Raw genomic sequence first — 4,461 nt, 5'->3', positions numbered from 1 at the left:
CCGCCGCTGTGGACGGCCTGGGCGCTGGCGGCGGCGATCTACGTCAACTTCTTCGCCCATCACTGGCTGCCGGACGTGCGGCTGGTCCTGTTCGCGGCGACGGTGCTGATCTTCGGGCGCGGCTGGTTCTGGTTCACCACGGACCGGCGGCGGCGGCGGATGCCGCTGCTGCTGGGCTTCTTCCTGGTCTCGCTGTTCATCTGGTTCGCCGAGAACCTGGGCACGTTCGGCCGCGCCTGGGCCTATCCGGGTCAGGAGGACGGCTGGGAGATGGTCGGGCTGGAGAAGCTGGGCAGCTGGTTCCTGCTGATGATCATCTCGGTGGTGCTGGTGTCGATCGTGCATCGGCCGGAAGAAGAAGGGCAGGCAGTAGGCAGTAGGCAGTAGGGAAGAGGAGGGGGAGCGGGTCGCCCTATTGCCTATTGCCTATCCGCCTGCCGCCTCCCTTCACCTCAGCCCCAGGCGCTCACGCCCGCTTCTTCCCGGAAGTCGAAATCGCCGTCGGTGCTCAGCGACAGGGCGCGCCAGGCGTCGAGTTCGGCCTGCAGGCCGGCGATCTTGGCCTCGATCATGCCAACGGCGTCCGTGCCCGCGGCCCAGCGGACGGGCGGCTGGTCGGCGTCGGCCAGGGCGATCAGGGCCAGGCCCAGCTTGGCCGGGTCGCCGGCCTGATTGCGGCTGCGGCTGTCGTAGAAGGTCTTCAGCGCCTCCGAGACGGCGGCGTAGTCGGCGATCGGCTGCGAGCCGTGGCGAACCGAGGTCGGCTCCAGGAAGTCGGTGCGGAAGAAGCCCGGCTCGACCACGGTGGCGTGGATGCCGAAGTCGCGCACCTCGCCGGCGAGGGATTCGGTGAAGCCCTCCACGGCGAATTTCGAGGCGCAGTACAGGCTTCCGCTGGCGCCGCCGACGATGCCGCCGACCGAGGAGACGTTGAAGATGCGGCCCGAGCGCTGGGCCCGCATGGTCGGCAGGACGGCGCGGGTGACGTGCATCAGGCCGAAGACATTGGTGTCGTACTGGGCCTGGGCGTCGTCGGCCGTCGACTCCTCGAACAGCGAAAGGTGACCGTAGCCGGCGTTGTTGACCAGCACGTCGATGCGGCCGAAGGCGGCCAGCGCCGCGTCGACGGCGGCCCGGGCGGCGGCGGGGTCGGTCACGTCCAGCGAGACCGACAGCAGGCGGTCGCTGTCGGGGCCGAGGGTCTCGACCAGGGCCGCGCGGTTGCGGGCCGTGGCGACGACGCGGTCGCCGGCGTCCAGAACCGTGCGGACGATGGCGGCGCCCAGGCCGCGGGCGGCGCCGGTGACGAACCAGGTGCGGGGCCCGATCTGGGGCATGGGGGAGGTCATGGGAAGTCTCCTTGTTGGGAGGCCCGGTATGGGCCCGGGGACCGGGCGGGCCGTAGACGGATCACACCACTCTCTTGCACAATCCCGCCAACCCACGCCTCGCGCGCTTGTCTTGCGTGTCTGTCAGGGCTTGGATGGCGCCATGAGCCGATTGCACGAACTCGCCGACCTGGTGCGCCGCCATATGGGGGAGACCTCGCCCGAGGGCGTGGGCCCCGTGACCCTGCCGGGGTTGCAGATCATCGCCAGCAGCGGCGTCACCGAGGCGCAGCAGCTGGTCTATGAGCCGATGCTGTGCCTGATCCTCGACGGGGCCAAGAACACCACCCTGGGGGCCGAGACCCACCCCTACCGCGCGGGACAGTATCTGGTGGTGTCGGCGGACCTGCCGGTCAGCGGGCAGGTGATCGCGGCGCCCTATCTGGCGGTGGGCATACCGCTGGACCCGGCGGTGATCGCGGACCTGATGATGGAGGCGGGCGACGCCCTGCCGGAGGCGCCGCCGGTGCGGGCGCTGGCGGTCAGCGACATGGACGACGACCTGATCGATGCGGTGATCCGGCTGGTCCGCCTGCTGGATCGCCCGCAGGAGGCCCCGGTGCTGGCGCCGCTGATCCGGCGCGAGCTGATGTGGCGGCTGCTGGCCGGCGAGCGCGCCGACATGATGCGCCAGATCGGGGCCGAGGGCGGGCGGCTGTCGCAGGTGCGCCGCGCCATCCGCTGGCTGCGCGTCCACTACGCCGAGCCGATGCGGATCGAGCGGCTGGCCGAGGTGGCGGGCATGAGCGAGACCTCGCTGCACCGCCACTTCAAGGCCGTCACCGCGATGAGCCCGCTGCAGTACCAGAAGCAGATCCGGCTGCAGGAGGCGCGCAACCTGCTGCTCAGCCGGGGCCGGGACGTGGCCGGCATCGGCTTCACCGTCGGCTACGACAGCCCGTCCCAGTTCAGCCGCGAATACGCCCGCCTGTTCGGCCGCCCGCCGGGCCGCGACCTGGAACGGCTGAGGGCCGATCCGTCGCTGGCGGTGGTGGTGTGAGCGATGGATGGAGCGAATCCGCCCAGGCTTGGATCGCCGACATGGGCGAGGACGGCGACTATGGCCGCCGGTTCGTCATGGATGCGCCGATGCTGGCCAGGGTGCGCGCGGGCGCCTTCGCCGAGGCGCTGGACGTCGGCTGCGGCGAGGGGCGGTTCTGCCGGATGCTCCAGCACGAGGGCGTCCGGACGGTCGGGATCGATCCGACGCCCGAGCTGATCGCGCGGGCCCGGGAGCTGGACGACAAGGGTGAATACCGCCTGGGCCGCGCCGAGGCGCTGGAGTTCGAGGACGACCGGTTCGACCTGGTGGTCAGCTATCTGTCGCTGATCGACATTCCCGATATCGCCGCCGCGATCGCGGAGATGGCGCGGGTGCTGAAGCCCGGCGGAACGCTGCTGATCGCCAACCTGACCGGGTTCAACACCGCCGGGGCGGCCCATGACATGGGCTGGACCAAGCTGGCCGATGGACGACCGGGCTTCGCGATGGACGGCTATCTGGAGGAGCGGGCCGCTTGGGCTGAATGGCGGGGCATCCGGATCGTGAACTGGCACCGCCCGCTGAGTACCTACATGACCCTGCTGCTGGAGCAGGGGCTGACGCTCACCCGGTTCGAGGAGCCCACGCCGGTGGGAGGCGATCCGCTGCGCGGAGCCCGCTATGTCCGGGCGCCCTGGTTCATGCTGATGGAATGGACCCGGCCGGCCTGAGGCGGGGTGACCGGTTCGCCGGACATGCTAGAGCGGCATGAGGGAGGGACCATGACCACCACCACGACCGACGTCGTCATCCTGGGCGGGGGCCACAACGGCCTCGTCTGCGCCTTCTATCTGGCGCGCGCCGGGCTGAAGGTGACGGTGCTGGAGCGGCGCCATGTGGTCGGCGGGGCGGCGGTGACCGAGGAATTCCATCCCGGCTTCCGCAACTCGACCGCCAGCTACACCGTCAGCCTGCTGAACCCGAAGGTCATCGCCGACATGGACCTGGCCCGGCACGGGCTGACCGTGGTTGAGCGCAAGGTCTCCAACTTCCTGCCCTTCGACGACGGCCGCTACCTGCTGGCGGGGGAGGGGCGCACCCAGGGCGAGGTGGCCAAATTCTCGGCCAGGGACGCGGCGCGCCTGCCCGAGTACGAGCGGCGGCTGGAGGTTGTGGCCGCCATCCTGCGCGACTGGATCCTGAAAAGTCCGCCCAATGTGGTCCAGGGCGGCTGGACCGCCATGCTGCCGGAACTGCTGAAGGGGGCGTCGCTGGGCAAGCAGGCGGCGGGGCTGGACGTGCAGGGGCGGCGCGACCTGCTGGACCTGTTCGCCAAGTCGGCGGGCGACTGGCTGGACGGCTGGTTCGAGAGCGATCCGATCAAGGCCCTGTTCGGCTTCGACAGCGTGGTCGGCAACTACGCCAGCCCCTACACGCCGGGCTCGGCCTATGTGCTGCTGCACCACGTGTTCGGCGAGGTGAACGGTCGCAAGGGCGTCTGGGGCCACGCCCTGGGCGGCATGGGGGCGATCACCCAGGCGATGGCGAAGGCCTGCGCGGAGCTGGGCGTCGAGGTGCGGCTGGACACCGCCGTGGCCGAGGTGCTGACCGAGCAGGGCCGGGCCGTCGGCGCGGTGACCGAGGGCGGCGATAAGGTGCGGGCGCGGGCCGTCGTGTCCAACCTGCACCCCCGGCTGCTGTTCGAACGGCTGGTGGACGATGCGGTCGTGCCGGCGGACTTCCGCGAGCGGATCGGGAACTACCAGTCGGGCTCGGGCACCTTCCGCATGAACGTGGCCCTGTCGGAACTGCCGAACTTCACGGTCCTGCCGGGGCACGGCGATCACCTGACGGCGGGCATCATCATCGCGCCGACGCTGGACTACATGGACCGGGCGCATGCGAGCGCGCGGCTGAACGGCTGGTCGAGCGAGCCGATCGTGGAAATGCTGATCCCATCGACGCTGGACGACGGCCTGGCCCCGCCGGGGCAGCATGTGGCCAGCCTGTTCTGCCAGCACGTCGCGCCCGATCTGGCGGACGCGCACCGCGACACGGTGGCGGACCTGATGATCGAGACCGTCGACCGGC

Annotated in this window: 5 protein-coding genes; 4 read left to right on the top strand and 1 reads right to left on the bottom strand. The window is 70.5% G+C overall.

Features of this window, described 5'->3' with window-relative positions; all coding sequences use genetic code 11:
- On the top strand, positions 1 to 387 hold a 387-nt coding region (locus Q0C81_RS16565; RefSeq protein ID WP_291840535.1), incomplete at its 5' end, for a DUF817 family protein.
- 65 nt (positions 388 to 452) lie between these two features.
- Here the strand turns inward: Q0C81_RS16565 and Q0C81_RS16560 are convergent.
- Complete coding sequence (locus Q0C81_RS16560; protein ID WP_291840531.1) at positions 453 to 1,349, bottom strand: oxidoreductase; 897 nt, start codon at positions 1,347 to 1,349, stop codon at positions 453 to 455.
- A 142-nt stretch (positions 1,350 to 1,491) separates the two neighbouring features.
- Here Q0C81_RS16560 and Q0C81_RS16555 point away from each other — a divergent pair, with 142 nt between their 5' ends.
- The 3 genes from Q0C81_RS16555 to Q0C81_RS16545 form a co-directional block, all read left to right on the top strand.
- Positions 1,492 to 2,388 carry an AraC family transcriptional regulator gene (locus tag Q0C81_RS16555; protein WP_291840527.1) on the top strand — a complete coding sequence of 299 codons (897 nt, stop codon included), beginning with the start codon at positions 1,492 to 1,494 and terminating at the stop codon, positions 2,386 to 2,388.
- Positions 2,385 to 3,101, top strand: a complete 717-nt coding sequence (locus Q0C81_RS16550; protein ID WP_291840524.1) for a class I SAM-dependent methyltransferase — start codon at positions 2,385 to 2,387, stop codon at positions 3,099 to 3,101. Before Q0C81_RS16555 ends, Q0C81_RS16550 begins: the two co-directional genes overlap by 4 nt.
- Before the next feature lie 51 nt (positions 3,102 to 3,152).
- The coding region (locus Q0C81_RS16545; RefSeq protein ID WP_291840522.1) for an NAD(P)/FAD-dependent oxidoreductase at positions 3,153 to 4,461 on the top strand (1,309 nt) is incomplete at its 3' end.

It is taken from the genome of Brevundimonas sp., assembly GCF_023259385.1.
In the GTDB taxonomy this organism is placed as follows: Bacteria; Pseudomonadota; Alphaproteobacteria; order Caulobacterales; family Caulobacteraceae; genus Brevundimonas.
The sequence above is the reverse complement of the archived record's forward strand: the minus strand, read 5'-3'. Positions and strand labels throughout refer to the sequence as shown.